20 protein-coding genes are annotated in these 24,606 nt (G+C 72.9%); 8 read left to right on the top strand and 12 right to left on the bottom strand.

Annotated elements, in window-relative coordinates; all coding sequences use genetic code 11:
* Positions 1-42: 42 nt before the first annotated feature.
* Positions 43-702 (bottom strand): endonuclease, encoded by a 660-nt coding sequence (locus tag ACIPAE_RS25055; RefSeq protein ID WP_402448023.1) that lies wholly within the window; start codon positions 700-702, stop codon positions 43-45.
* A gap of 75 nt (positions 703-777) precedes the next feature.
* Positions 778-2,316 carry an ATP-dependent DNA ligase gene (locus ACIPAE_RS25060; protein WP_402448025.1) on the bottom strand — a complete coding sequence of 513 codons (1,539 nt, stop codon included), beginning with the start codon at positions 2,314-2,316 and terminating at the stop codon, positions 778-780.
* An 86-nt stretch (positions 2,317-2,402) separates the two neighbouring features.
* On the opposite strand from ACIPAE_RS25060, the gene ACIPAE_RS25065 reads away from it, so the two are divergent.
* From ACIPAE_RS25065 to ACIPAE_RS25090, 6 genes are all read left to right on the top strand, one after another.
* Complete coding sequence (locus tag ACIPAE_RS25065; protein WP_329371864.1) at positions 2,403-3,026, top strand: alpha-ketoglutarate-dependent dioxygenase AlkB; 624 nt, start codon at positions 2,403-2,405, stop codon at positions 3,024-3,026.
* 192 nt (positions 3,027-3,218) lie between these two features.
* Positions 3,219-3,758: a type 1 glutamine amidotransferase domain-containing protein gene (locus tag ACIPAE_RS25070; RefSeq protein WP_329374470.1), complete on the top strand. Its 540-nt coding sequence runs from the start codon at positions 3,219-3,221 to the stop codon at positions 3,756-3,758.
* The gene (locus ACIPAE_RS25075) at positions 3,755-4,303 is read left to right on the top strand and encodes a DUF5709 domain-containing protein (RefSeq protein WP_329371866.1); all 549 of its coding nucleotides are present in this window, start codon (positions 3,755-3,757) and stop codon (positions 4,301-4,303) included. The genes ACIPAE_RS25070 and ACIPAE_RS25075 overlap by 4 nt, the downstream gene beginning before the upstream one ends.
* A gap of 150 nt (positions 4,304-4,453) precedes the next feature.
* Positions 4,454-5,137: a hypothetical protein gene (locus ACIPAE_RS25080; RefSeq protein ID WP_402448028.1), complete on the top strand. Its 684-nt coding sequence runs from the start codon at positions 4,454-4,456 to the stop codon at positions 5,135-5,137.
* A 355-nt stretch (positions 5,138-5,492) separates the two neighbouring features.
* A complete protein-coding gene (locus ACIPAE_RS25085) occupies positions 5,493-6,434 on the top strand; it encodes an anti-sigma factor RsbA family regulatory protein (RefSeq protein ID WP_402448030.1) in 942 nt (313 codons plus the stop codon).
* Positions 6,435-6,530: 96 nt separating this feature from the next.
* Positions 6,531-7,295 (top strand): class I SAM-dependent methyltransferase, encoded by a 765-nt coding sequence (locus ACIPAE_RS25090; protein ID WP_329371872.1) that lies wholly within the window; start codon positions 6,531-6,533, stop codon positions 7,293-7,295.
* 208 nt (positions 7,296-7,503) lie between these two features.
* Here ACIPAE_RS25090 and ACIPAE_RS25095 read toward each other — a convergent pair whose 3' ends face one another.
* The 9 genes from ACIPAE_RS25095 to ACIPAE_RS25135 form a co-directional block, all read right to left on the bottom strand.
* Complete coding sequence (locus ACIPAE_RS25095; RefSeq protein ID WP_402448233.1) at positions 7,504-10,125, bottom strand: discoidin domain-containing protein; 2,622 nt, start codon at positions 10,123-10,125, stop codon at positions 7,504-7,506.
* A 462-nt stretch (positions 10,126-10,587) separates the two neighbouring features.
* Positions 10,588-12,501, bottom strand: coding sequence for a phospholipase C (locus tag ACIPAE_RS25100; protein WP_402448032.1), 1,914 nt, complete (start codon positions 12,499-12,501; stop codon positions 10,588-10,590).
* Positions 12,502-12,719: 218 nt separating this feature from the next.
* Positions 12,720-13,982: an iron uptake transporter deferrochelatase/peroxidase subunit gene (efeB, locus tag ACIPAE_RS25105; protein WP_402448034.1), complete on the bottom strand. Its 1,263-nt coding sequence runs from the start codon at positions 13,980-13,982 to the stop codon at positions 12,720-12,722.
* Positions 13,979-15,163: an EfeM/EfeO family lipoprotein gene (locus ACIPAE_RS25110; RefSeq protein WP_402448036.1), complete on the bottom strand. Its 1,185-nt coding sequence runs from the start codon at positions 15,161-15,163 to the stop codon at positions 13,979-13,981. The genes efeB and ACIPAE_RS25110 overlap by 4 nt, the downstream gene beginning before the upstream one ends.
* A gap of 571 nt (positions 15,164-15,734) precedes the next feature.
* Entirely contained in the window at positions 15,735-16,238 is a 504-nt protein-coding gene (locus tag ACIPAE_RS25115; RefSeq protein WP_402448038.1) for an SH3 domain-containing protein, read from the bottom strand.
* A gap of 231 nt (positions 16,239-16,469) precedes the next feature.
* Positions 16,470-17,798, bottom strand: a complete 1,329-nt coding sequence (locus ACIPAE_RS25120) for a glycoside hydrolase family 3 N-terminal domain-containing protein (protein ID WP_402448040.1) — start codon at positions 17,796-17,798, stop codon at positions 16,470-16,472.
* Between the two features lie 238 nt (positions 17,799-18,036).
* On the bottom strand, positions 18,037-19,389 hold the full coding sequence (locus ACIPAE_RS25125; RefSeq protein ID WP_402448042.1) for an RNA polymerase sigma factor: 1,353 nt from the start codon (positions 19,387-19,389) through the stop codon (positions 18,037-18,039).
* On the bottom strand, positions 19,386-19,715 hold the full coding sequence (locus ACIPAE_RS25130; RefSeq protein WP_329371884.1) for a YciI family protein: 330 nt from the start codon (positions 19,713-19,715) through the stop codon (positions 19,386-19,388). Before ACIPAE_RS25130 ends, ACIPAE_RS25125 begins: the two co-directional genes overlap by 4 nt.
* Before the next feature lie 240 nt (positions 19,716-19,955).
* Positions 19,956-20,696, bottom strand: a complete 741-nt coding sequence (locus ACIPAE_RS25135; RefSeq protein WP_329371886.1) for a YoaK family protein — start codon at positions 20,694-20,696, stop codon at positions 19,956-19,958.
* A gap of 163 nt (positions 20,697-20,859) precedes the next feature.
* Here ACIPAE_RS25135 and ACIPAE_RS25140 point away from each other — a divergent pair, with 163 nt between their 5' ends.
* A complete protein-coding gene (locus ACIPAE_RS25140; protein ID WP_329371888.1) occupies positions 20,860-22,377 on the top strand; it encodes an MFS transporter in 1,518 nt (505 codons plus the stop codon).
* 110 nt (positions 22,378-22,487) lie between these two features.
* Here the strand turns inward: ACIPAE_RS25140 and ACIPAE_RS25145 are convergent, their stop codons facing one another.
* The gene (locus ACIPAE_RS25145) at positions 22,488-22,868 is read right to left on the bottom strand and encodes a carboxymuconolactone decarboxylase family protein (protein WP_402448235.1); all 381 of its coding nucleotides are present in this window, start codon (positions 22,866-22,868) and stop codon (positions 22,488-22,490) included.
* A gap of 462 nt (positions 22,869-23,330) precedes the next feature.
* Between ACIPAE_RS25145 and ACIPAE_RS25150 the strand changes: the two genes are divergently transcribed.
* The gene (locus tag ACIPAE_RS25150; protein ID WP_329371889.1) at positions 23,331-24,461 is read left to right on the top strand and encodes a LacI family DNA-binding transcriptional regulator; all 1,131 of its coding nucleotides are present in this window, start codon (positions 23,331-23,333) and stop codon (positions 24,459-24,461) included.
* The last annotated feature ends 145 nt before the right edge of the window (positions 24,462-24,606 follow it).

Genomic DNA, 24,606 nt, shown 5'->3' on the forward strand with positions numbered 1-24,606 from the left:
CGCCGCCGGGGTGACCCGGTGCCGCTCGTTCGGCGGTGCCGCTCAGCGCCCGGCGGCCGCCTCCTCGACGGCTGCCACCGCGTGCTTGTCGAGCGCGACGCGGACCAGGGCCGCGGCCAGCACGGACGGGTCGGTGCCGTCGGCGAGCCGCGCCAGGCGGGCGGGGGAGTCGGGCAGGCCCAGGAGTGCGGCCCCCTGGAGCGTCTTGGCGTCGAAGTAGGGCGCCGATTCGGGCCAGACGGCCTGCGCCTCGCGCAGGAAGATGTCCACGCCGGCCGGGCCGAGCCCCGGGAACTCCCGCAGCTCGCGGCGCACTTCGCCCAGGTCACCGCCCGCGCGGGCGCGCATCCTGCGCAGGTCGCCGCCGTACCGCGTCCGCACCAGCTCCGCGCCGTCGCCGAGCTGGGTGGCGGTCCGCTCGTCGTAGCGCCGGTAGCCGCCGCGGCCGAGCGCGTCGACCCGCTGCTGCCAGGTCGCCTCCGCCATCGCGCGCGGGCTGCGCAGGCCCGCCGCCGACAGCTCCCTGGCCGCCGCCACCGCGACGCCAGCCCGGATACGGGCGCTGAGCAGGCCGGCCAGCACGAGCAGCCGGTACAGCGGCTGCGGGGTGTCGGTGAGGCGGATGCCCGCCTCGTCGGCGTACGTGCGGCCGTAGAGGTCGAGCAGTGCGCGCACCGTGGCGCGCCGAGTGGTGCGGGCCATGACCGTTCACCTCTCCTTTGGTGCGTCGCCTTCGGGTACCCGGGCAGGCGCGCCCACAACCGCGAACGACGGACGCTAGCCGGTGTGCGCCGCGCGGACCGCGGCCACCGTGTCGGCCTGGTCGGGGGTCTTGTCCTCGCGGTAGCGCAGCACCCGGGCGAAGCGCAGCGTCAGGCCCGCCGGGTAGCGCGGCGAGGTCTGCACCCCGTCGTAGGCGATCTCCACCACGAGCTCGGGCCGTACGGTCACCACGTGGCCGTCGTCGGAGACCGCGCGGGCCAGCAACTGCTCGGTCTGCCAGTCCAGCAGGGCGTCGGTGAGGCCCTTGAAGGTCTTGCCGAGCATCACGAAGGAGCCGTCGTCGGCCCGCGCGCCCAGGTGCAGGTTGGACAGCTTGCCGGTGCGGCGGCCATGGCCCCACTCGACGGCGAGCACCACCAGGTCCAGGGTGTGCACCGGCTTGACCTTCAGCCAGGTCGCGCCGCGCCGCCCGGCCGCGTACGGACTGCCCGCGGCCTTGATGACGACGCCCTCGTGGCCGCGCGCCAGCGTCGCCGCGAAGAACTCCGCGGCGGCCCGCGCCTGCTGCTCGTCACCCGGGTCGGCGACGAGCAGGTTCCGCACCCGGCGCTCGGCCGGGACCAGCGCGGCCAGCGACGCGTGCCGCTCCGCGTACGGAAGGTCCAGCAGGTCGCGGCCCTCGACGGACAGCACGTCGAAGAAGACCGGGTGCACCGGCAGCGCGGCGGCGGCCGTCGCCACGTCCACCCGGGAGCCGACCCGGCCCGCGGTCTCCTGGAACGGCCGGGGCCGCCCGTCGGCGTCCAGCGCCAGCACCTCGCCGTCGAGCACGAAGCGTTCGGCGGGCAGCGCGAGGGCGGCGGCCACGACCTCCGGGAGCCGCGCGGTGACGTCCTCCAGGGTGCGGGTGAAGACCTGCACCCGGTCGCCGTCGCGGTGCACCTGGACCCGGATGCCGTCCAGCTTCTCCTCCACCGCGCACGGCCCGAGCCGTACCAGCGCCTCCTCGACGCTCTTCGCCGCGCCGGCCAGCATCGGCAGCAGCGGCCGCCCCACCTGCAACGCGAAGCCGGCCAGTGCCTGCGGACCGCGGTCCAGCAGCGCCTGCGCCACCGGCTCCAGCGCCCCCGCGAGCATCACCGCCCGCCGTACGTCCGTGGGCCGCGCGGCCGTCGCCGCCGCCAGCCCCTCGATCGCCGCCGCGTCCAGCGCGCCCTGCCGCACCTCCCCGGTGAGCAGCCCCAGCAGGTATTCCTGCTCCGGCGCGGTCGCCGCGCCGAACAGGTCCTGGAGCAGCGCCCGCCGCCCGGTCTGCGCGCCCTGCCCCGACACCTCGCCGACGTCGGTCAGCGCCGCGTCGACCGCCCGCACCGTCAGCGTCGGCTCGGCGGCCGGCTCCGCGCGGTCGCGCAAGGCCGCCCAGCCGATGCCCAGCCGGCCCTGCGGCAGGCGCCCGGCCAGGTAGGCGATGGCGATCGGGGCGTCCTCGGGCTGTGCGGCGCGGAAGAACTCGGCGAGCAGCTCCGTCTTGCGGGACCGCGCGGACGTCCGCGCGACCTCCCTGGAGACCCGGGCGACCTCGGCGAAGAGCATGCCCCTATCGTGCGCCGACCGGGCGCCACGCGCTCCCGCACTCTGGCTATTCGAATGACTGTACGAATATCGGTTACCCTGGTGGTATGCACCATCAGCAGGCGTCCCTCTTCGACACCAGCGGGCCCGGCCTCGGCGACCTCGCCGCGGTCCACCGCACCCGCCTCGGTGACGGCGCCTGGATCGACACCCTCCCCGGCTGGCTCACCGGCGCCGACGACCTGTTCGAACGCCTCGCCACGGAGGTGCCCTGGCGGGCCGAGCGGCGCCTCATGTACGACAACGTGGTGGCCGTCCCCCGCCTGCTGGCCCACTACGGTGCCGGCGAGCCGCTGCCCGACCCCGTGCTCGAACGCGCCCGAGACGCCCTCGGCGCGTACTACGCGGCCGAACTCGGCGAGCCGTTCACCACGGCCGGGCTGTGCTACTACCGCGACGGGCGGGACAGCGTCGCCTGGCACGGCGACCGTACGGGGCGGGGCAGCACCCGGGACACGCTCGTCGCGATCCTCTCCCTCGGCGAGCCCCGGCCACTCCTGCTGCGCCCGCGCGGCGGCGGCCCCGCCACGGTTCGCCGGCCCCTCGGGCACGGTGACCTCATCGTCATGGGCGGGTCCTGCCAGCGGACGTGGGACCACGCGATCCCCAAGACGCGCTCCGCGGTGGGCGGCCGGATCAGCGTCCAGTTCCGCCCCCGCGGAGTGCGCTAGGGCCGGTCCCTCCCCGAGGTGGTGTGGTCTGCCGTCCGCCCGGTGGGGCCGATTCGCGGGTTGGCGGCGCGGGGGACTCGGAGGGATGGTGGAAAGCGGGTGAAATGCCCGTTTCTGCACCAGGTGAAGGGGTAGGCGGGGTCCGTGGTCATGCGGCCGCGCCCACCCCGAACACGAGAGGACGTGATGGACGTGCGGAGCGCGATCCTCGTGGCGCCCCAGGGAGTGGAGCAGAGCGAGCTGACCTCGCCTTTGCAGGCGCTGACCGAGGCCGGTGCCCACCCGCAGGTGGTCGCGCCGCTGCCCGGGACCGTACTGGCGTACAACTACCTCGAACCGGGCGACACCTTCCCGGTCGACGTGACCCTCGACGAGGCGTCCGCGGCCGACTTCGACCTGCTCGTGCTGCCCGGCGGCGTGCCGAACTCCGACGCGCTGCGGCTGCACCAGGGCGCCGTGGACTTCGTCCGCGCCTTCTTCGCCGCGGGCAAGCCGGTCGCGGCGATCTGCCACGGCCCCTGGCAACTGGTGGAGGCCGACGCGGTGCGCGGCCGCACCGTCACCTCGTGGCCGAGCCTGCGCACCGACCTGCGCAACGCGGGCGCCACCTGGGTGGACGAGCAGGTCCGGGTCTGCACCAACGGCCCGAACACCCTGATCACCAGCCGGATGCCCGCCGACCTGGACGCCTTCAACGACGCGGTCCTCGACGAGATGAGCGCACGCACATGACTCAGCAGCAGCGCGGACCGGACGACCTCGGCCGCGGCGACGACGTGTACCAGCCCGACAAGGGCGGCGACCGCGACATCCGCGAGGACACCGGGCCGCTCGAACCCGAGGACACCCTCGACGACCGCGGTGTGGTCGACGTCCTCGACGAGGGGTACTCACCGCCCGACCGCCCGCTGGTCGTCGAGGACACCGGCACCACCGGCGACGAGCAGCAAGCCGGCGACTCGCTGGACGACCGGCTCGCCCGCGAGCGCCCGGACCGGCAGCCGCCGCGCGGCGACGGCCTCGGCGACGCCTCGGACACCGACGGCGAACTGCTCGACCCGGAGGCGGGCGACCTGCGCTCCGGCCGTCTGGTCGGCCCCGACGAGGGCGCGCACTCCCGGGAGGACGGCGTGACCGGCGAGGACGTCGGCATCGACGGCGGCGCCGCCTCGGCGGAGGAGGCCGCGGTGCACCTGGTGGCCGATGCGGACCTGCCCGACGAGGAGGAGGGCTCCGGGCCCGGGAGCGGCGGTGGAACCGCGGGCGGCGGCCGGTGAGCCGTGCCCGCTCCGGCGGAAGGTGAGGGGCGCGGACGGCCGGACCGTAGCACCGTAGGACATGGAGGAACTCACGACGCATGGCGCGGACGGCCGCCGGGATCGGGCAGACCCCGAGGTCCCCGCGAGCGCAGACAAGGAGCCGGTGGCATGAGCGAAGCGAGCGAGCGCGAGGAGATGCCCGACCGTCCGGGCACGGGCGCGCCGGCGCCGGACCGGGCCGGTCCGGGCGGTGCGAGCGTGGCTCCGGACCCGGGTGCGGACCTGGGCGCGGGCGCGGCTGCCGGTGGCGGCGCGGCCGCGCACGAGCGGGTGGCGGACGCCGACGGCGGGGGCGGCCACGGCCGGTGGAGCTGGGGGCACCGGCACTCCGGGCGCGGCGCCGCCGGGCACGACGGCAACCACGACGTGCCCACCGGGCTTGCGGCCAGCCTCGTGACGTCCGGCGGGCTGCTGCTGGCGATGGTCGAGGACCTGCGGATGCGGGGCGGGGACACCCCCGAGGAGGTGCGGCCGCTGGCCGACACCTTCGCCCGGCACCTCGCGGCCAAGGAGGCCACCGTCAGCAAGGTGCTGGAGCGGCACGGCGAGTCGGCCCGTCTCGTGGCGCGGGACCGGCAGGAGGGCGAGCTGATCCAGGGCATCCTCGACCGCGCGCTCACCGGCCGGCACCCCGAGGAGACCCGGCGGCTGACGGTCGACGGCGCCCTCACCCAGATGTACCAGTACCTCTTCCACGAGCGGCGCGACCTCGTGCCGGCGCTGGAGCGGGCGGTGCCGGCCGACGAGAGCGAGACGCTGTCCGCGGCCTTCGAGGCGATCAACCACGACTGACAACGGCACGGCGCTGCCCGGCGGTGCCACGGCGGACGGGGGCACGGCGATGAGCGGTACGGCGGTGGGCGGTGCGGAAGCCGGCGGTGCGGGAGCCGGTGGTACGGAATTCGGTAGTGCGGAAGCCGATGGTGCGGAACTCGGCGGGCCGGAAGTCGCCGGGGCGGCGGCGGGCGGAACCACGGCGGGCGCCGGCACGGGTGGCGTTCTCACGGCGTCCCTCGCGCCGCCCGCCCCCGGGACGGCCATCGGAACGGCCATGGGGACGGCCATGGGGCAGCCCCCCGACAAGGTCATCTTTTCGGGGCGCATACTGGCGAGACCGGTACACGTGTCCGAAAGGGGGCCGGAGGACGTGGAGCCCGCCGCCAGCGCCTTCTCGCACCCTGCCTTCTTCTACCGCGACGACGCCGAATACCTCGACAGCACCGTCTCCTTCGTCCGGGACGGCCTGGCCGCCGGCGAGCCGGTCGCCGTCGCGGTCCCCGGGGAGCGGATGGCGCTGCTGCACAACGCGCTGGGGCCGCTCGCGGACGGTGTGCACTTCACCGACATGGCCCGAGCGGGCCGCAATCCCGGCCGGATCATCCCGGGCGTGCTCGCCGCCTTCGCCGACGCGCAGCCGGCCGGCCCGGTCCGGATCGTGGCCGAACCGGTCTGGCCGGGCCGCACCCCGCTGGAGTACCCGGCCTGCGTGCAGCACGAGGCCCTGGTCAACGCGGCGTTCGACGGCCGCCGGGCCACGATCCTGTGCCTGTACGACGCGTCGCGGCTCGGTCCGCAGGCCCTCGGCGACGCCTGCGTCACCCACCCGGTGCTGATCGAGGGCGGGCGGCGCCGGACCAGCGCGCACTACGCCCCGGAGTTGGCGGTCGCCTCCTACAACGTGCCGCTGGCGGAGCCGAGGTTCGCCGCGTCGTACACCTTCGACGACGAACGGCTGCGGGCCGCACGGCAGTTCGCCGTGCGGGCCGCCGACGCGCTGGGGCTGGCCGGCCCGCGGCTGGACGACCTGGCGCTCGCCGTCGCCGAACTGACCACCAACAGCGTGCTGCACGGCGGTGGTTCGGGGGTGGTGCGGGTGTGGGCCGAGCACGGGCACGTCGCCTGCGAGGTGCGCGACGGCGGGCGGCTGGTCGACCCGCTGGCCGGCAGCCGGCTGCCGCCTCCCGGACGGCCGGGCGGGCGCGGCCTGTTGATGGTCCATCAGCTGGCCGACCTCGTCCGCACCCATACCGGCAGCGCCGGCACCGCGATCCGCTGCTACCTGACGCTGAACCCGCCGGCGCCGGCGTGAGCGGGCGGTCCTGGGCCGGCGTGCGAGCCGGGACCCGGGCCGGGGTGCGAGCAAAACCGGTTGCCGCGGCTCGGCCGATCCCACGAGAGTGAGCGGATGAACCGCACCTTCGACGACCTGGTGGCCGAGGCCGACGCCGTGTCCGTGGCCGGCTGGGACTTCTCCTGGCTGGACGGGCGGGCGAGCGAGCAGCGTCCCTCCTGGGGATACCAGCGGCTGATGGCGGAGCGGCTGGGCCGGGCCTCGGCCGCGCTGGACATCCAGACCGGCGGTGGCGAGGTGCTGGCCGGCGCGCCGTCCTTCCCGCCGGTGATGGCCGCGACCGAGTCCTGGCCGCCGAACGTCGCGAAGGCCACCGCGCTGCTGCACCCGCGCGGCGCGGTCGTGGTCGCCGACGCCGACGAGCCGCCGCTGCCCTTCGCGGACGAGGCGTTCGACCTGGTCACCAGCCGTCACCCGGTCACGGCGTGGTGGCACGAGATCGCCCGGGTGCTGCGGCCGGGCGGCACCTACTTCTCCCAGCACGTCGGCCCGGCCAGCGCCGTGGAGGTGTACGAGTTCTTCCTCGGCCCGCAGCCCCACGCCGACCGCGGCCCGCGCCACCCCGACACGGCCAGGGCGGCCGCCGCCGAGGCCGGTCTCGACGTGCTCGACCTGCGCTACGAACGGCTGCGGATGGAGTTCCACGACGTCGGCGCGATGGTGTACTTCCTGCGCAAGGTGATCTGGATGGTGCCCGACTTCACCGTCGAGCGCTACCGCGACCGGCTGCGCGACCTGCACGAACTCATCGCCGCCGAGGGCCCGTTCGTGGCCCACTCGACCCGCTTCCTGATCGAGGCCCGCAAACCGCCCCGCTGACCCGCCGGTTCGGTCCGGCCAGGGTCGTGGGCTCCGCGGCGGCCGCGCTCGCGCTCGCCGCCGGCCCGCTGCCTCGATGGCGGGCACGGGTGCCGGCCGGCGCCCCGGGACCGGGACAGCGGAAGGGGCCGCCGTCCGCTGCCGGACGACGGCCCCTTCCCGCACTGTTCACCGTGTACTGCGTGCGCCCTTCCCCACCGCGGTGCGGTTACGGGTAGCTGGTCACCGTCGACGGGGTGGTCGAGGTACCCGAGGTACCCGGTCCCGTGTCATTGATGACGTGCGCGTACTGGCCCATCCCGCCGAGCGACACCACGAGCAGGTCGTGGAACTTCACCCCTGGCGTGTTCGGCGCCTCGAACCCGTGGTCCTGGATGATCGTCGGGTCCGCGGTGAAGTTGCAGTAGCTGCCCAGTCCCCAGCCCTCGTGGCTGGTGACGTTGGCGTCCACCTTGTAGGCGGCGAAACCTCGGGTGTTGCCGTTCTGGATGGCCGCCTGGTTGGGCGGGTCGTAGGCGATCTCGTTCTGGAAGAAGATCGTCTTCCCGTTCTGGCCCGCCCACTCGACGTCGTACTTCTCGAAGTGCTCCACGAACAGGCCGGTCGCCAGCACGTTGTTGCCGTTGACCTTCAGGCCCTCGTCCGCCGGGTTGGTGGTCCACCCGACGCCCGCGCCGTGGTCGGCCCGCCACAGCCAGGTGTGGTCGATCACCACGTCGTTGCTGTTGATCTCGAAGGCCGTACCCGCCTGGCCCGGGCCCGCGCCGCCGACCCGCGCGAACACGTCCTGGATGGTGGTCGGGTTGCTCGCGTGGCTCGCCGAGGAGCCGGGCGCGCCGACCTGCAGCAGCTGCGGCGACTTGCCGGCGCCCGCGTCGATCAGGAAGCCGGCCAGCTTCACGCCGTCCACGTCGGCGACCTTCATCGCGTCCACGCCGTTGTCCGGGATGACCGTGGCGTAACCGAGGCCGAGCACCACCGTGTTGGCGCGGGTGACGTTGATCGGCTGGTCGACGTGGTAGATGCCCGGGGTGAGCACCAGGTTGAGGCCCTGCGCGAGCGCCGCGTTGATGGTCTCCGCGGACACGCCGGGCTTCGCGACGTAGAACTGGGTCAGCGGGATCGAGGTGCCCGGCGTGTTCGGCCAGTCCACCCCGCTGGCGTTGGTGCGCATGTTCGGCACGAACACCTGGTAGTTGCCGCTGCCGTCCAGGTACATGTACGGCTTGTCCCGCGACTCGGGGGTGGTGTTCAGCGTCGTGTAGACCGGGTTCGGGAAGCCCTGGGCGGGAGCGCCCTGGACACCGGAGAACACCATGTTCCACACGCCGTTGGTCCAGCCGCCGACGGAGCTGTCACGGGTGTACCACTGCTGCTGCGAGTACGGGCCGACGGTGCCGTCGATCTTGCTGTCGGCGATGTACCCGCCGCTGGCCCAACCGTAGCCGTTGGGCGCCAGGTTGAGGCCGCCCTCGACGTGCATACGGCGGAACGGCGCGGCCTGCGCGACGGCCCAGCGGTCGTCCCCGCTGACCGGCTTGAGGGCCATGTTCTCCACGCTGCGCCAGAAGTTCTGCGTGGCGTTGCCGTTGAACCAGCCGGCGTCCACGGTCATGTCGCCGTTGATCTGGACGTCGTCCGGGTTCTTGCCGAGACCGGAGACGGACGTGTAGAAGCCGATCTGGTCGTTGATGTTGTTGTACGTGCCCGGCTTGAAGAACACCTGGTAGCGGGCGTCGCCGAACTGGTTGCTCTCCTGCTGGGCGAAGATCGAGTCCAACTGCCCCTGGATGTTGGGCGTCGAGGGGTCGAAGACCTTCACGTTCGGGCCGAGGTCGCCGCCGCCCTGGATCGGGCCGGTGCCGCCCCCGGTGGTGCCGCCGTTGTCACCGCCGCCGGAGTCGTCGCCCGCGGTGCCGTAGACCTGGAACTCCCAGAGCGAGTAGCCGTACTGGGTGGCGCGCGCGGTCCCGTACATCCGCACGTAGCGGCCGGAGCCGGTGACGTTCAGCGTCTGGTTGCCGCCGGTGCCGGTGGTGGTGGAGTAGACGTCGGTCCAGGTCGAACCGTCGGCCGAGGTCTGGATCTTGAACGACTTGCCGTACGCCGTCTCCCAGTTGAGGGTGACGGAGCTGATCGTCGAGGTGGCGCCCAGGTCGACCTGGAGCCACTGCGGGTCGGAGGCGGCGCTGGACCAGCGGGTGCCGGTGTCGCCGTCGACCGCCGCGGAGGCCGGTGTGCCGGCGTTCTCGGTCGAGGAGGCGGTCGCCGGGCGGCCCTGCGAGATCAGGGTCGCGCCGCTCGGCGGCGTGGTGCCCCCGGCCGAGCCGTAGACCTGGAACTCCCAGAGCGAGTAGCCGTATCCGGTGGCGCGCGCGGTGCCGTACATCCGGACATAACGCCCGGAACCGTTTACGGAAACCGTCTGCTTGCCACCGGTTCCGGTCGTGGTGGAGTACGCGTCGGTCCAGTTGGCGCCGTCCGACGACAGCTGGATCTTGAACGCGGTGGCGTACGCCGTCTCCCAGTTGAGGGTCACCGAGGTGACGGTGGCGGAGGCGCCGAGGTCCACCTCCAGCCACTGCGGGTCGGAGGCGGCGCTGGACCAGCGGGTGCCGGTGTCGCCGTCGACCGCCGCGGAGGCGGGTGTGCCGGCGTTCTCGGTGGAGGAGGCGGTGGCGGTCTTGCCCTGCGAGAGCAGGCTGTCGGCCGCGTGGGCGGACCGCATCGGCACGAACAGCAGCAGCGAGGCGACCAAGGCGGTGATCACCGCGGCCACGATGTTCCGCCGTCTGCGACGGTCCGCGGGCGCCACGGGTCTCAGCGCCATGGTGCCGGTGGGGGGAGGGAGCATGGGCGACTCTCCTGATTCCAGGGTGGGGGGTCAAACGTGTCGAACTCCGGGCGGGCGCCCACCGGTTGATCAGTGAGAGCGCTCTCCCGACGCACACCGGAATGTTTCTCCCTGTGTTTCATCCATGTCAAGAGTTGTGCACAAAGCCCGTATCGGAATACGGAGGGATGTCGGGCGTGACCGTGAGCGGTGAAATGCGTTCAGCTCGTGAACGCAACGCGGCGCGACCCTCCGGCGGTTGCTTCAAGGCCCGACGCGTGTACGGGCGGGGCGGAGCGGCGTGCGCGGGCATGGCGGAGGGGCCGCCCCGGAGACTTCCGGGACGGCCCCTCGCAGGCCCCGTGCGTGGCGGACGAAAGTGCGCTGGCGCTCTGGCCCTCTAGCGCGGGTGGCGCGGGTGGCGCGGGTGGTGCGGTGGTGCCTCGCGCGGTGGCGCGGTCAGGCCACGCTGCGCGTGGCGCGGTTCCGGCGGGCGTAGTACAGCGCGCCGCCGCCGACCACCAGGACGCCCGCGGTGATGCCGAGCGGCAGGGCCGGGGAGGAGGTACCGGTCTGCGCGAGCTGCGTGGACGGGGCGTTGCCGCCGCCGGTCGAGCTGCTCGACGAGCCGCCGGTGCCGCCGTGCCCGGGCTTGCCCGGCTTGCCGGGGGGCGTCGGGTGGCTGCTGATCTGCTTGACCGACTTCACCGAGCCGTTGGTGTTCAGCAGCACCTGCTTGTTGTTCGGGTGCTTGAAGTCGAACGCGCCGGTGAGGCTGCCCGCGCGGGCGTCGAAGGACCCGTCACCGATCCGGCCGGTCTTCCAGTTGTCCTCGATGAACTTCGTGATCGACGCCTGCTCGGTCTGCGTGTGGTCGACCGAGTTCACCTTGCTGTAGGGCGAGATGACCAGCAGCGGCTGCCGGGTGCCGGGGCCGCAGCGGTCGTTGTAGCCCTGCGCGGCGGCCGGACCGGCCTGGCAGGCGGGGCTGTCGGCGGCCTTGCCGTTGGAGCCGACCGTGGTGTCCTTGGAGCCGTTGTGCGGCACCGCGTAGGCGTGGTCGTACCAGCCGTCGGAGTCGTCGTACGCCACCACGACCGCGGTGTCCTTCCAGTCCGCGGAGGACTGGATCGCGTTGATCTCCTTGACCAGGAAGTTCTGCTCGTCGATCGGGTCGGAGTAGGCCGCGTGGCCGTCCTGGTACTCGGCCGCCTTCAGGAAGCTGACGGCGGGCAGGTCGCCGGCCTTCAGCGCCGAGTCGAAGTCGGTGAGGTCGTAGTTGTGGTTCGCCTGGCCGTTGTGGCCGATCTCGGCCGTGTTCTTCGGCGGCAGGTGGTGCGGGTTGGACGTGGACTTGTAGTACTGGAACGGCGAGTGGTGCGGGCTGTAGTCGACCGAGGACGCGCCGGCCACGTTGGCGTGCGTGCTGCCCAGGCAGCTGGCGTAGTCGCCCTGCTTGCCGTCCCACGCGGTGGACGGGCGGAAGCCGCCCTGGAACCAGCCCCAGCTGACCTTCTTGGAGTTGAGCAGGTCACCGACGTTCTTGCCGGTCAGCTCACCGAGCGCGTTGGCGCTGGTGTGGCTGTTGTCCGAGCAGTCGTCGAAGGCCGGGTCGGGGTCGTTGGCGACCGTGCCGACACCCTTGGCGTTCGGGGAGACCACGGTGTACGGGTCGGGCGTGGCGGTCTGCTTCGGGTTCTCCGTGCCGGACTTCGGGTCCACCGAGATCACGCCGTGCGTCTGGCCGGAGACCAGGTTGAGCGCGCCCGGGGTCGAGGGGCCGTAGTTGGAGCTGTAGGAGTTGTCGCCGAGCGTGTAGTGCTGGGCGTAGTTCCACAGGCCGGTGACGGTGTTGCCGTCGTAGTAGTCCATCACCAGGCCGGGCTGGTAGAACAGGCCGCCCGAGCACTTGCCGGAGTCGGTGTTCTGCACGTACTGGTCGGCCTTGCCGCCGTTCGCGGCGTACTGCTCGGGGCCGTAGGAGTGGTTCTGGTCGCAGGTGACGGCCTCGGACGGGCTCAGCCGCTGCGGCGCGTACTGGTTCGGGTTCTTCTTGACCAGGCCGGCGTGCGCGGCCGTGTCGATGTTCTTCGGCGTGTTCTTCGCCGCGGTGAACTTCGTGCCGTCGGTGTTGGCGGCCTGCGGGTAGGTGCCGAAGTAGTGGTCGAACGACACGTTCTCGTCGAAGAGGACCACCAGGTGCTTGATCGGGGTGGTAGTGCTGTCGCCGCCGCCGTGGTGCGCGGTGTCGGCGTGGGCGGGCGCGGTTCCGCCCAGCAGTACGAGCGCCGCTGCTCCGGCGAACGCCCCCCAGCGCGCGGTCCGCTGCCGCGGACCTCTTCTTGACCTGCTCGTACTGCCCGTGGTGCTCATGCTGTGTCAGCCTCCGCTTTGTGGTGCTTACGCGTGCCGATGTCGATTCGCGCACGGTGTCGAACGCGATCGTCCGGGTGAGCCGCGACATGACAACGGCCCGGTGGTGACGTCCCGGTGAACAGAGGGGGGCGGTTCGGTGTGCGTGGCCGGGGACGGGTCTCCGGTCGCTTTCGGGTCGCCCCTGGTTGCTGTCGGTTGCCGCCGAGGGTGCTCGTTCAGGTGAGCAGGGCGCGGCCGAGCCAGTCGGTGCGGTCGTGGACGCCGGGTAGTGCGAAGAAGTAGCCGCCGCCGTAGGGGGTGATGTAGTCGACGAGTGGTTCGCCGGCCAGTCGTTTCTGTACGGCGGTGAACTGTCGTTCGAGGTCTTGCTGGTAGCAGACGAAGATGAGGCCCATGTCGAGGTTGCCGTTGTTGTCCATGCCGTGGTCGTAGTTGTAGGCGCGGCGCAGGAGGCGGGAGTTGTCGGTTTTCGTGGTGCGGGGGTTGGCCAGGCGGATGTGGCTGTCCAGGGGGATGACGTCGCCCATGGGGTCCTGGGCGAATTTCGGGGTGTCGAATTCGTGGGTGCCGTCGAGTGGGGCGCCGGTGTCGCGGGCTCGGCCGAACATGCGTTCTTGTTCGGTGAGGGAGACGCGGTCCCAGAATTCGACCAGCATGCGGATGAGTCGTATGACCTGGTAGGAGCCGCCGGTGGTCCAGGGGGGTTCGCCGTTGCCGTGGGTCCACAGGAGTTGTCGGGCGGTGGTGGGGTCGGTGATGTCGGGGTTGGCGGTGCCGTCTTTGAAGCCGAGGTGGTTGCGGGGGGTGCCGGTGGGTCTTGGTGGGCTGGTGAAGCCGTCCATGCGCCAGCGCACTTGCATGCCGCCGCGGGTGTGGCGGGTGATGTCGCGCAGTGCGTGCAGCACGGTGTCCGGGTGTGGTGCGGCGAGTTGGAGGCTGAGGTCGCCGTGGCACCAGTCGGGTTGGAGGTCGTCGTCGGGGAAGGCGGGCATGGTGGTCAGGCGGAGTGGTTTGCGGTCTGCCAGTCCGAACCGGCTGTCGAAGAGGGACGCGCCGACCCCGGTGGTGATCGTGAGGCCGTCGTGCGGGACCTGGGGGCCGAGCGTGCCGCTGTCCGAGGGGGAGTCGGTGATGCCCAGCGGGGCGGGGGTGCCGCCCGTGGTCAGGAACCGGGCCCGCTCGGTGACGGTGTGCATCAGCTCGACCAGCTCCCGCCGGTCGGCCGCGGTGACGTCGAAGGACAGGAAGACGCTCGAGGGCTGCACGGCCTGGGTGATGCCTGCCTGGTGCGGGCCGTGGAAGGGTGCCGCCGCGGCCTTGGCGCCCGGCGACGGGGTCGCGGCCGCCGCGCTCGACCCGGTGAGCGCGGCCGCGCCGCCCGCCACCGCGCCGACCGCCCCGACGCCGACCGCCGCGCCGCGCAGGAACCCGCGCCGCCGCAACTCGCCGCCGGCCGGGCCGTGCGTGTCGGTCGTCATACCGTCCTCCGTACGTCGAAGATCGCCGCCACCGGGGCGAGTTGTTCCAGCAGGTCACCGAAGTCGGCGTTCACCTGCTCGCGCTGCGCGCGGGTCAGCCGGTCCAGCGCGGTCCACGTCCCCTTGTGGTCAAGGGACTTGAGGTATGCCTGGGCGCGGTCGAGGGACGCGTCGAGCCGGGCGAGGCCGGAGTCGCGGGCGGCCAGCAGCGGGCGCAGCTTCGCCAGGATCTCCCGGGTGCCGTCGATGTTCGCCGACGCCGTCGCCAGGTTGGTGCCGCTGCCGTAGTCGGTGCGGCCGGTCAGCTCGAACTGTTCGGCGTTCTCGATGATCTCGTGCGCCCGCAGGCCCATGTTCGCCGGGTCCATCTGCTGCGTTGTCCACTGCGACCTGAGCGCCTTCACCGCCTTGTCCAGCGTCGCGGCCTGGCCGCGCAGGGACTTCGCCGACTCGCCGTGCCACAGGCCGTACTCGATCCGGTGGAAGCCGGTGAAGTCCGGGTCCTTGAGCGGGTCCCGGCCGATCGCGGTGGTCCCGTTGATCACGCCGTCCGCGTCGCCGAACGTGTCGTAGGCCGCGCCCATCCGCTCGTACACCAGATGGCCGGTGAGCCAGTCGCGGCGGGCCGCCGTCAGGTCGCCGCGGTCGATGTCGGACTTCAACACCCCGGTGTCGGTGGAGAGTTCCGCCATCCGGGCGTTGATCCACTTCTGGTAGTCCAGGGTCGGAGGGATCAGGTCGTGCACGGTGACCGGCAGCGAGGACGGGCCCTGCGGCGCCTTGCCGGGGACCGTCACGGTCGGACCGGTCACCGAGTCGGTGTCCTCCTGCTGGCACTCGAAGGCGTACCGGCCGCTGCCGAGGTCGACGACCATCGAGCGGGTCGTGCCGGGCGCCAGGCCCTCGATCTCCGCGAACAGCCGCCCGGTGCTGGGGTCCTTGAGGTAGACCTCGGTCGCGCTCGCCGCGGAGTTGTGCAGGTCGAACGCCTGCGTGCCGGCGTGCGGCTTCTGCGTGGCGCCCCAGCCCCGGCCGCAGGTGCTCGGCGACACGTCGACCGCGGTGTGCCGCAGGCCGTCCGAGGCCGCCGCGGCTGCCGGGCGGGTGGCGTGGTGCCCGCCGCCGGTGGCCAGGACGCCGGCCGTGATCGCGGCGGCGACGGCGATGGCGGTGCCAGCCACGGTCCAGCCGCGCGCGCCGCGCCGGGTGCGGTCACCGGGGGAGCCCGAGGTGTCCGCGGTGCCCTCGGGGCTTCCGGCGTTCTCGGCGTTCTCGGTGTGCGGGGATTCCTGGGTGTCCGCGAGGTCGGTGCCGTCCGCTTCGGATACGGCCCCGGCCTGCGACGTGTCCTCGGCGTCGGCCGCTATGCCGTCGGGGGGGGGGGGGGGGGGGGGGGGGGGGGGGGGGGCCCCCCCCCCCGGGGGGGGGGGGGCGGGGGGGGGGGGGGTCGCGCCGCTGGGCGGGGGGGGGGGGGCGGTGGGGGGGGGGCGGCCCCCCCACCGCCCTCGGGTGCGGACGCGCGGTCGGCGTCGGAGCCGGCCGCAGGTGCGGGCTCGGGTGCGGGTTCGGCGGGCACACCGGACCTCCGGGAATCGGTGCAGCGGTACGTGACGCCGACATGCTAAGCACGCGGTGGCACGCCCACCCACCTGCACAAAGGCCGGGAGCCCACAATTCCCCCGCAGTTCACCCGCGCGTCACCGTAAGGGTGCCCTTACCGACCTTCGCGGCTCGGCGCGGGCCCGGGTGACGTCACTTGCAGTACGGCACGACCGCCAGGTTCTGCACGTAGCGCGCGGAGACGTAGCCGGCGCGGCCGTTGCCCAGCTTGTACCAGAGCTTGTTGCCCTCGACGTTCTGGCCGACGACCTTGCAGTGCAGCCAGATCACGGTGCCGGGCTGGAACGAGCCCAGGGAACGCGAGTTGGACGTGGCCATCTCGCGGATGGTCAGCGGGAGACGCGAGATGACCTTGCCCTGCGGCTCGGCGGCGGCCTGCGCCTGCTGGCCGTCGGACGTCGGAGCGGCGGCGCTGGTGCCGGCGGCGGGCATCGAACCCTGCGCGCCCTGTGCGCCCTGTGCGTCCTGTGCGCCCTGCGCGGGCGCGGCCGGGGCGGCGGCCGTGCCGGTGTCCGTACCCGTGCCGGGCTTGGGGTCCGCCGCGTACGCGGACGTCGCGGCGAGCAGGCCCGAGCCCGCGATCAGCAGACCGGCGATACCGGCCGTGACACGGTGCTTGGCATGCGCTGAGTACATTGCTGCCTTCTTTCTGAAAGGTACTGCTCTCCCTCGTGCACCTCCTTCATGGCATGCCGTGCCGCCGAACCGGCCCAGGGAAACGGCTTGTCCACCCGGATGGAGTGTTATGCATCCCCCGGTTGGGTGGCGACGGGGTCGCGTGGCGTCACGTGCGGGGGCCTGGGTCGTTATGGCCCCCGCGTCCTGGGGCGCCGCCCGGCACACCTCGCCCGGCGCCCTCGCCCTCGGCTAACTACAGGTCAGCACGCCCGCGTTGTGCTTGGCGGTCAGTACCCGGTGGACGCTGTCGGCCACGTCGGCGCGGAACGAGGAGCTGGCCGTCATCCGGCTGAGCACCGCCGACGTCATCGGGGAGATGTCGCTGGGCTTCACGGTGAGGACCACGTCGCCGCCGGCCGCGACGAAGTCCACCGCGCGCTGGCCGGGGGTGCGGTCGGCGACCGCGACGGCGTTGCCGAGGTCGTCGGAGATGACCGCGCCCTTGAAGCCGAGCTTGCCGCGCAGCAGCGTGCGGATCACGGCGGGGGAGAAGGCGGCCTGGTTGTGCGGGTCGATCCGGGTGTAGATCGCCGAGGAGACCATCACGAACGGTGTGCCCGCCTGGATGCCGGCCCGGAAAGGCTGAAGGTACGGGTCGGTCGTCGTGGTGACGGAGTCGGTGACGCCCGCGGTGAAGTCGGTGTTGCCGCTGGCCCGGCCAAGACCCGGGAAGTGCTTGATGGTCGGCACGACCTTGGCCTGCAGCATGCCGCGCAGGAACGCGGTGCTGTGCGAGGCGACGGTCGACGGGTTCGTGCCGTACTCCCGGTCCAGCTTGCCGATCGGCGCGTTCACCGTCACCTGGTTCGGCGGGACGGTGTCCGCGACCGGCGCGAGGTTCATGTCGACCCCGGCGGCGGCCAGTTGGCGCCCCCACGTGGCCGCGTTGCTCTGCAGCGTCGACGTGGACCACGTGCCCTGGGTCACCGCGCTCGGGATCGTGCTGAAGCCCGGCCCGTTGAGCACCTGGACCTGGCCGCCCTCCTGGTCGGTGGAGACGAACATCCCCAGCGACACGCCCCGCACCGGCGAGGCGAGGGTGCGGACCTTCGCGGTGACCGCCTTCACGGCGGTGGCGCCCTCCGTGGTGTGGCCCTGGAGGAAGACCGAGCCGGTCTTGCCGGTCGTGATCGCCTGCGACTCGCTGGTGGTCAGCCCGGTGCTGGTGACCGACGTCATGAAGAGCTGGCCGACCCGCTGGGCGTTCGTCATCGCGTTGTACGCCCGGTCCACGCAGCTCGCGGGCGCGGCCGTGGTCGCCTTCGAGGTCGTCGACGCCGGCGGCACCACGGTGGCGCTGTGCGACGCGCTCGCCGAGGTGCTGCTCGACGTCGGCGGCGCACTGCTCGACTCGGACGCGGACGTGGACGTCGTGCCGGACGGTGTCGTCCCCGACGAGTTGTGGCCGTTCCCGCAGGCGGCCACGGCCACCAGCAGGCCCGCCGCGAGCGCCCCCTGGCGGACACGTGCGGCGTACGACGCTCTCTCGGCGGGGGAATGCTGCTGGTGCTTGCGCACTGCGGAACCTCACCTCATGGGGCCGGTCGACGGAACAAGCGATCCCCACCCATGTTCCCCCAGTGACGCCAGTTGTCTCCCGGCGGTTCCCCTGACGAGGGCCACGCGAGTGAAAACGGACAGCCGCCGCAGGCTTTGAGGGCCGCGGGGCGGTGGCTCGCGGGGGAGGCGCCGCACTTGCCCAGGGGCGGGGGAACGGCGCGAGCAACCCGCCACCGGCGGGTGGTCCGGGGCGGTCTTACGGGGCCGGCGGGGAGGTCGGGGCACCCGGCATCCGTTCGGAGCGGAGTGCCCGGTTCTCCAGGAAGCGGCGCTCCGCCGCTGTCGGGGCGAGCCGGAGAGCCTCGCGGTAGGCGGCGGCGGCCTCACGATGGCGGCCGAGCCTGCGCAGCAGATCCGCCCGGGTGGCGGGCAACAGGTGGTAGCCCCGCAGCGCGGGCACCTCCGCCAGCGCCTCGACCAGGGGCAGGCCCGCCGCGGGCCCGTCCGCCATCGCCACGGCCACCGCCCGGTTGAGCTCGACCACGGGCCCGGGTGCGAACCGGGCCAACTCCCCGTAGAGCAAGGCGATCTGCGGCCAGTCCGTATCGTCGGGGCGGGCCGCCGACGCGTGGCACGCGGCGATCGCGGCCTGCACCTGGTAGGGCCCGGGGCGGCGTACCGCGAGCGCGGCGTCGAGAGTCGTCAGGCCCTCGTCGATCCGCCGCCGGTCCCAGCGGCCACGGTCCTGCTCCTCCAGCGGCACCAGGTCGCCGCGCGTGTCGGTACGGGCGGCGGCCCGCGCGTCGTGCAGCAGCATCAGCGCCAGCAGCCCGGCCGGCTCCGGGTCGTCCGGCAGCAGCCCCGCCAGCAGCCGTGCCAGCCGGATCGCCTCCGCGGTGACCCGGCGCTGGTCCAGCCCGTCCACGCCGCCCGCGTACCCGGCGTTGAACAGCAGGTACAGCACCGCCAGTACGGCGCCGGTCCGCTCCGCAAGCACCTCGCGCGGCGGCACCCGGAACGGAATGCCCGCGTGCCGGATCTTGCCCTTCGCCCGGGTCAGCCGCTGCGCCATCGTCGACTCCGGCACCAGGAAGGCCCGGGCGATCTCCGCCGTGGTCAGCCCGGTCAGCGAGCGCAGCGTCAACGCGACCTGCGCGGCCCGCGGCAGCGCGGGGTGGCAGCAGGTGAAGATCAGCCGCAGCCGGTCGTCCGGGACCGCGTCCGCGTCCGCCGCCGCGGCCTGGCCGGCCACCACCTCCTCGGCCGGCTCCGCGACGTGCCGCGCGTCCGGTTCCAGCCGGGCCGCCTCGCGCAGCTTGCGCGCCTCGTTGGAGCGGCGGCGCAGCACGTCCAGCGCCCGGTGCCGGGCCGTGGTGGTCAGCCAGGCGCCCGGGCGGTCGGGCACGCCGTCGCGCGGCCAGCGTTCGAGGGCCCGTTCGAAGGCGTCCTGCGCGCACTCCTCCGCCAGGTCCCAGTCACCGGTCTGCCCGATCACGGCCGCGACGACCCGGCCCCACTCCTCGGGCCAGGCCGCCGCCACCGCCGCGCGGGCCGCGCGGGACCGGTCGGCCCCGCCGGCCCCGTCAGCCTCGTCGGTCCGGCCGGTCACTCCGTCCAGAACGGCCGCACCTCGATCATCCCGTACCGGGCCACCGGGTGTTTCGAGGCGACCTCGACCGCCTCGTCCAGGTCGGCGCACTCGATCACGTCGAAGCCCGCCATCTGCTCCTTCGTCTCGGCGTACGGGCCGTCGGTGAGCAGCAGGCCGTCGTCGCGGACGCGGACGGTCGTGGCGTCGGACGACTCGCGGGTCCGGTTGCCCATCAGGCGGATACCGCGGCGGTCCATCTCCTCCACCCACGGGGTGGCGTCCATCTGCTCGGGCGTCGCGTCGTATCCGTTGCCGTCGTGGCAGATCAGCAGCAGGTACTTCATGGCACATCTCCTTCGTGGCGCGGGCGCGGGGCCCGGCGGCCGTGTCGCGCGGGCGGGGTTCCGCCCGGTCACCCACACGACGAACGGCGGCGGCCCGTATCGACATCCGCCGCGACATTCGTGTCGAGTATCGCGTGACGAGCGGTGTCGCGTGCGCCTGACCGCGTCCGCGTCCACGTCCACGTCCGCGTCCACGTCCGCTTCCACATCCGCTTCCACGTCCGCGTCCCGCGCGGCGCCTCACGTGGTCTTCGGCGCCGCCCACGGCAGGGTCGAGTGCCGGTGCGGGAGGAGGCCGACGGCCACCACGACCAGCAGGGCCGCCACGATCGGCAGCGGCACCGTCGGATGCCCGTGCACGATCAGCGCCGCGCCCGCCAGCGCCCCCAGGAACATGGTCAGCGCGGAGAGCAGCCGCCGCCCCGCCTTGCTGTCGACACCTCCGGCGAGCCGCGAGTCCGCCGCGATCCCGGTGAGCGTCATGGTCAGGACCGTGGTGGTCAGATCGGGTACCGCCAGACGGCGTACCACCGCGTTCTGCGAACCCATCGCGAGCCCGAGCAGCACCACCAGCACCGCCCGCTGCCCGCCGGTCGCGGGCAGGTCGAAGACCTCGGCCAGCGCCAGCGAGACCAGCACCAGCACCAGCTGGGCCACCGTGGCGACCAGCAGCAGCCGCGCCCGGTGCTCGGAGACCAGCCCGTACAGCCGCCCGCCGATCACCGCGCCCGCCACGAACGCGACCAGCGCCAGCACCGACGCGAGGATCGAGAAGCCCTTGGCACCGGCCAGCGAGAAGGCCAGGAACACCACGTTTCCGGTCATGTTGGCCACGAAGACCCGGCCCAGCGCGAGATAGCTGAACGCGTCCACCAGGCCGGTCACCAGGGTCAGTACGAGCAGCAGCGGCGGCAGCGGTCCGTGCGGACCGGTGCGTGGCGGCGCGACGATCGCACGGATCTGACGGAGCGTGGTGTGCACGGCGTGAATCCTCCCGGGAGGCGTACCCGGCGCCCGCCGGGACAGACGGATCACGCGGGCGATGGCGATCCCCAGCATGGTGGCCGCCTCGACCCGCCGGAAGTGGCGAGCGCGCGTGTTGTGGTCGCCGATGTGAAACTGACCGGCAAGGAGGTGATCTTCCATGGCGACGTCCGCCCCGGACCCGTCCCCGACCGACGGCCCCACCATCACCACCGACGTGCCGGCGAGACTCGACCGGCTGCCGTGGTCGCGCTGGCACTGGATGATCGTGATCGGCCTCGGCACCGTGTGGATTCTCGACGGGCTGGAAGTCACGATCGTCGGCAACATCGCCGGCCGCCTGTCGGAACCGGGCTCCGGTCTGTCCGTCACCTCGTCGGAGATCACCGGACTCGCCGCCGCCCTGTACGTGACCGGCGCGTGCGTCGGCGCGCTCTTCTTCGGCTGGCTCACCGACCGGTTCGGCCGCAGGAAGCTCTTCATGGTCACCCTCGCGGTGTACCTGGGTGCCACCGCGATGACCGCGCTGTCCTTCGCGCCGTGGTGGTTCTTCACCTTCCGCTTCCTGACCGGCTTCGGCATCGGCGGCGAGTACGCGGCGATCAACTCGGCGATCGACGAGCTGATCCCGTCGAAGTACCGCGGCCGGGTGGACCTGACCATCAACGGCAGTTACTGGTTCGGCGCGATCGGCGGCTCGCTGCTGTCCATCGTCGCGTTGAACACGAGCATCTTCCCCAAGGACATCGGCTGGCGCGTCACCTTCGCGCTGGGCGTGGTGCTCGGCCTGGTCATCCTGCTGGTGCGCCGGCACGTGCCGGAGAGCCCGCGCTGGCAGTTCATCCACGGCTACGGCGACGAGGCGAACGAGCTCGTCGGCCAGGTCGAGAAGCGGGTCGAGGCGGAGAAGGGCACCCGACTGCCGCCCGCCGACCGCGAGATGACCATCCACCAGCGCAGGAGCATCGGCTTCGGCCTGATCGCCAGGACCGTGTTCCTGAAGTACCCCAAGCGCGCGACGCTCGGCCTGTCCCTCTTCATCGGCCAGGCGTTCCTCTACAACGCCATCACCTTCGGCTTCGGCGCGATCCTGATCAAGTTCTACGGTGTCAACTCCGGCCACACCGGCTACTACTTCGCGGTGATCGCGGCCGGCAACCTGTTCGGCGCGGTGCTGCTCAGCCCGCTCTTCGACATCGTCGGCCGGCGGATCATGATCAGCGGGACGTATCTGCTGTCGGGCCTGCTGCTCTTCGGTACCGCGTGGCTCTTCAACCGCGGCTCGCTGGACGCCACCACGCTCACCGCGTGCTGGTGCGTGGTGCTCTTCTTCGCCTCGGCCGGCGCCAGCAGCGCGTACCTCACGGTGTCGGAGATCTTCCCGATGGAGACCCGGGCGATGGCGATCGCCTTCTTCTACGCCATCGGTACGGCGGCCGGCGGCATCACCGGCCCGCTGGTCTTCTCCGACCTCACCTCCTCCGGGAAGGTCGGCGACACCGTGCTGGCGTTCTGCATCGGCGCGGCCCTGATGTGCGCCGGCGGCCTGGTCGCGGCGGTCTTCGCGGTCAACGCCGAGCAGAAGTCCCTGGAGGACATCGCCACACCGCTGTCCTCCGCGGGCCCGGCCACGCCGACGTCCACCGCCGGGCCGAAGCCGTCGCACGGCGCGGCCTGACCCGGCCCCGCTCCGTCCGAGGCCCCGTCGGACCTGACCGCCTGACCCGATTCCGCCTGACCTGACCTGACCGGCCGGGTCCGTACGGACGTACGGCCACCCCTGCGCGGCTACTCCTGCGGGGCCTCCTGCCCGACCGGCAGCAGGCCCCGCTCGCCGAACACCTTCTTCGCCACGAACGTGGCGTTCAGCGCCTTCGGGAAGCCGCAGTACCCGGCGGAGTGCAGCAGCGCCTCGACGATCTCCTCCGGGGTGAGGCCGACGTTGAGCGCGGCGTTGACGTGCACGTCGAGCTGCGGCTCGCAGCCGCCGAGCGCGGTGAGCATGCCGAGGGTGACGAGCTGCCGGTCGCGGGGCGCCAGTTGGGGACGGCGGTAGATCTCACCGAAGCCCCAGGCGACCACCTGGTGGCCGAGTTCGGGGGAGATGTCCCCGAGCGAGTCGATCACCTTGCGGCCGGCCTCGCCGTCGATCCGCGACAGCGTCTCCATCCCGCGCTCGAAGCGCGCCTCGCGGCTCTCGGCCGGGACTTCGGCCGGCGGGTTCGTGGTCGGGGACGGGGACGGGGACGGGGTCGTGGTCGGGTTCGTGGCCGGGGACGCGGGCTTCGATCGGCTGTCGTGGTTCATGACCGGAAACCTAGGAGTTGGAGCACACTCCAGGTCAAGCGCAACACGGGAGCGCCGGAACCGGGGACGACCGGGAACTTCGTGCACGGTCCCTTGTGGGCGCGGTTGGCCCGTGCTAATTTCACGGCCAATCGAGCCCGTCGAATCAGTTCGATACTCGGCAGGTTGTCGAATAAGTTCGACGATCCGACTCGACGCCCGGTTCGCCGTACCGCCGGGCGCCACCCGCCGGGGCATCATCGGTCGAGCACGACCCGTTCACCACCCGCTTTCACACGCCCTCACTCGCCCTCACCCCGTCGAGCAGCACCCAGGAGCCGGCCCATGACGGTCACCATCGCGGACGTGGCACGCCACGCCGGCGTGTCCCGCAGCACCGTCTCGTACGTGCTGAGCGGCAACCGGACCATCTCCGCGGAGACCACCAAGCGGGTCGAGCGCAGCATCAAGGCGCTCGGGTTCCGGCCGCACGCCGGGGCCCGCTCGATCCGCACCCGCCGCACCGGCGTGATCGCCATGGCGCTGCCGATGGTGTACGGCCCGCACAACCAGGTGCAGATGCCGTACGTGTGGGCCGCGTTGACCGCGGCCCAGGACTGCGGGCTGAAGGTGCTGATGCTCACCGACGACGACGGTGAGGCGGCGATCCGCGACACCGTCGCCGGCGCGCTCGTCGACGGGGTGATGCTGATGGAGGTGCAGCGCAGCGATCCGCGCGTCCCGCTGCTGAACGAGCTGAAGTGTCCGGCGGTGCTGGTCGGGACCCCGGACGACCCGCACGGACTGCCGCGCGCCGACTTCGACTTCGCGCTCGCCGCACGGGCCTGCGCGGAGCACCTGCGGGAGGCCGGCCACACCTCGGTCGGTTACCTCGGGCAGGCACCGGAGGCGTTCGGCCGGGACGTGGCGTACGCGATCCACGCGCAGGAGAGCGTCACGCACGCGCTGCACTCGCGCGGGCAGCGCAGCGTGTGGGCGGCGTGCGAGCCCGCGCCCGGGGGAGTGGTGCGGGCGCTGGACGACCTGCTCGCCCGGCAGCCCGACCTGACCGCGCTGATCGTCTACAACGAGCGGGTGCTGCCGCTGGTGATGGACCGGCTGGCCGGGCTGGGCGCCCGGGTGCCGGCGGACATCTCGGTGATCGCGATCTGCACCGACGACGAGGCCGAGCGGTGCAGCCCGCCGCTGACCTCGGTGTCGCTGCCCGCGGAGGAGCTGGCCCGGGCCGCGGTCCGGCTGCTGGCCCGCCGGATCGAGGGCGAGGAACTGCCGGGGGCGACCCTGCTGGCACCCGCGCTCAAGGTCAGGGCGAGTACCGGGCCCCGGCGCGACCGCGCCGTGGGGCCCTGGGGCGCGGCGCCCGATGCCCTGCCGGACGTGTCGCCGCGCGCGTCGGCGTCGCGGCTCCCGCCGGACGCCTCCTCGCACGTACCGCCGCACGACGCGGCGGGGTAGCGCCCGCCCCGCCCCCTGCCGGCCGCGCGCCGCCCGTACCGCACCGACCCGCCGCGGTCCACGGGCCGCGGCGCGGGGACCACCGCACCTCCGCACGATCGCGTCGCTCCGTCACTCCGTCACCGCGTCACCGCGTCACCTGTCC

The sequence above is a fragment of the Streptomyces sp. NPDC087270 genome, assembly GCF_044744625.1.
Lineage (GTDB): Bacteria > Actinomycetota > Actinomycetes > Streptomycetales > Streptomycetaceae > Actinacidiphila.